This window comes from Streptomyces flavofungini, from assembly GCF_041028215.1.
Lineage (GTDB): Bacteria > Actinomycetota > Actinomycetes > Streptomycetales > Streptomycetaceae > Streptomyces > Streptomyces flavofungini_B.
In genome coordinates this window covers 1-2,729 of the sequence record NZ_JASKYR010000978.1, presented here as the reverse complement: position 1 = coordinate 2,729, position 2,729 = coordinate 1, and the positions used below count along the sequence as shown (strand labels likewise).

The following is a 2,729-nucleotide window of genomic DNA, read 5'->3' as shown; positions in this document are numbered from 1 at the left end:
GCTTCTCGCCGCCGGAGAGCTGGTGCGGCTCGTGGTGGAGGCGGTGGCCGAGGCCGACGCGGCGCAGCGCCCGTTCGGCGAGCCGCCGCCGCTCCCCGCGCGAGCGCCCGCTGTACAGCAGCCCGTCGGCCACGCTGTCCAGCGCGGGCACGCCGAAGGCCAGGTGGAACTGCTGGAAGACGAAGCCGATGGTGCCGGCCCGCAGCGCGGACAGTTCGCGGTCGCTGAGCGCGGACACGTCGTGGCCGTCGATGTGGACGCTGCCCGACGTCGGGCGGTCCAGGGTGCCCATGATGTTGAGCATCGTGGACTTGCCCGACCCCGATGGCCCGACGATGGCGAGGAGTTCGCCCCGGCGGATGAGCAGGTCCGCGCCGTGCAGGGCGGCCACATCCCCGTACGTCTTGGAGACTGCGGCCAGTTCCACCACGGGTGCGGCGGGCTCGCCCGGGGGCCGTGCGAGAGCGGGCCTCTGGGAGGTCTGCGAGGTCACTTGGGGACCCCCACGACGGTGCCTTCCTTGATCCCGGTGCCCGAGACCTCGACCTTGCCGTCGGCGAACATGCCGAGTTTGACCGGGCGGTACTCGGTGCCGTCGGCGGTGACGGCCTCCACCGCGTAGCCGCCGCCCTCCCTGGCGACCAGGGCGTTGACGGGGACCACGAGGACGTCCTTGCGGGAGTCGGCCTCCAGGGTGACGTCCACGGCGGCGGCCTGGTAGCGGCCGAGGCCCTTCTGGTCCTCCACCGTCAGCTCCACGGGAAGGGTGGCGTCGTTGCTGCCGCTGCCGCTGTCGGATCCGCCGCCACCGGAGTCGGCCGAGTCGCCGTTGTCGTTCTGCTGCGGGGTGGAGGGCGTGCCGATGTCGGTCACCTCGGCCTCGACCGTGCTGTTGTCCGGGAGCTTGACCGTGGCCTTGGTGCCCCGGTCGACCAGGTCCTCGAACTGCACGTCCAGATCGACGGCCACGATGCGCTCGGTGCCGGTCCAGGTGAGCAGGTTCCCGCTCAGGGCGGCGCCCGCGGTGGCCTTGACGTCCGCGACCCGCCGGGCGCCGGAGGCCACCACCGCGTCCTGCGGCTTCACCGTGCCGGTCTCGTCGCGGTTCAGGTCGTCCTGCCACTGGCGCACCGCGTCGGCCGTGTCCGCCGTATAGGTGTCGTCGGCCGTGAACCCCGTATAACCGAGGGCGCTGAGGTTCTTCTCCAGCATCCTGACGTCGGCGCCCTCGGTGCCGGGCGCCAGGGTGCGGTAGAGCGGGAAGGAGCCGTACAGGAGCGGGACTTCCTTCTGGTCGACGCGGTAGACGGGCTCGCCGCGCTTGACGGTCCGGCCCTCCTTCGGCAGCCAGGTGATGGTGCCGCCGCTCGCGCCGCCGGAGCTGCCGCCGCCCTGTCCGTTCTGGCCGCTGCCCGTCTCGGCGGACCCGGCGGCGGGGGCCTGGACGGCCGTGGCGTCGCCGTAGCCGAGGGTGCCGTCCACGGTCTCGGAGTCGGTCAGCGTGGTCCGCTGCACCTTCGTCGTCGCCGGGGGCCCGGAGGGGGCGGCGTCCGGGGAGTCCGTGCCGCCCCCGCCGAGCGTCCCGGTGGCGGCGACACCGGCCGCCGCGGCGACGGCGATCGCGGCGAGCACCAGTAACGAGGTGCGCAGGGGCCGCCGTTTGCGGCCGCCACCGGGGGCCTTGTCGTCCTGGCCCGCGCCSCSCMCGCCGCCGTCGGCGGCGTGCTGGGCCACCGCGCCGCCCTCGTCCCGCTCGGCGACGGCGCCCTTGCCCCGTTCCTCCTCGCCCGCCTTGGCGAGGACGCCGGTGGAGGCGCCCGCCGTACCGCCGCTCGTCACACCGCCGGAGGCCCGTCGCGCGAGGGTGCCCGAGAACTCGTCACCGGCCGCCGGGGCCCCGGTCTCGTCGGGGGTCGTCACTGGGGGCCTCCTCCGCCACCGAACTGCACCGCGCCACCGGGATACTTGCTCTGGCACTTCTGCATCGCCTCGCGGAACTTCGGGTCACCGGGGTCCACACCGCTGCCCGCGATGTCGATGGTCATGTTGGAGCCGTTGACCTCGGGGTCGGGGAACTTGGGCACGCCGTTCTCGCGTACGCACTTGGCCCAGGACGCGACCTTGGCCGAGTCCAGGGTGCCGCCGCCACCGCTGCCGCCGCCCGGGCCCTGCCCCTGCGGGGCCAGGTCCTGGCACTTCTTCGCCGCGTCCTTGAAGGTCTGGGAGTTGGGGTCCACACCGTCGTCCGGGCTGAGCCGGATGCCGCCGCCGTCGGGCTGCGGGTCGGGGAACTTGGACACGCCGTTCTTCCGCATGCACTCGGAGTAGGCGAGCGCACGGTCGGCCGGGGCCGAGCTCTTGCTGGACGAGGCGGACGGCGAGCCGTCCGAGCAGGCCGTCAGCAGTGTTCCTGTGAGAAGAGCCGATACCGCCAGGAGCGACTGTGCGACGGCTCGCTTGTGTGTGTAGGACATGAGGCCAAGTTCTACGCAGTGGGCGGTCACACGCAGGGCACAGAACGGAGCGCGCGCACAGCGCCCGTACGGGTACGCGGGTCCGCGCGCGGGCAGGCGGGAGCGCCGCGCCGCCGAAGCGGCGCGGCGCCCTGCCCGCCCCGGGACCTCAGGCCCCGGGACCCCCCCCCCCCCCCCCCCCCCCCCCCCCCCCCCCCCCCCCCCCCCCCCCCCCCCCCCCCCCCCCCCCCCCCCAGCGCCGCGCGCGGACCCGCG

The 2,729-nt window shown here is 74.6% G+C and carries 3 protein-coding genes; all 3 read right to left on the bottom strand.

From position 1 onward, the window contains the following. On the bottom strand, nt 1-430 hold a 430-nt coding region (locus AB8Z36_RS37365), incomplete at its 3' end, for an ABC transporter ATP-binding protein (RefSeq protein WP_369217829.1). A 59-nt stretch (nt 431-489) separates the two neighbouring features. Beyond that, nucleotides 490-1,920 carry a peptidoglycan-binding protein gene (locus tag AB8Z36_RS37360; RefSeq protein ID WP_369217828.1) on the bottom strand — a complete coding sequence of 477 codons (1,431 nt, stop codon included), beginning with the start codon at nt 1,918-1,920 and terminating at the stop codon, nt 490-492. Further along, complete coding sequence (locus AB8Z36_RS37355) at nt 1,917-2,474, bottom strand: hypothetical protein (protein WP_369217827.1); 558 nt, start codon at nt 2,472-2,474, stop codon at nt 1,917-1,919. The genes AB8Z36_RS37360 and AB8Z36_RS37355 overlap by 4 nt, the downstream gene beginning before the upstream one ends. Nucleotides 2,475-2,729: the final 255 nt, after the last annotated feature.

What these genes read in the sequence shown, in the direction of transcription:
- AB8Z36_RS37355 (WP_369217827.1), bottom strand. Translation starts at nt 2,474, where the DNA reads ATGTCCTACACACACAAGCGAGCCGTCGCACAGTCGCTCCTGGCGGTA.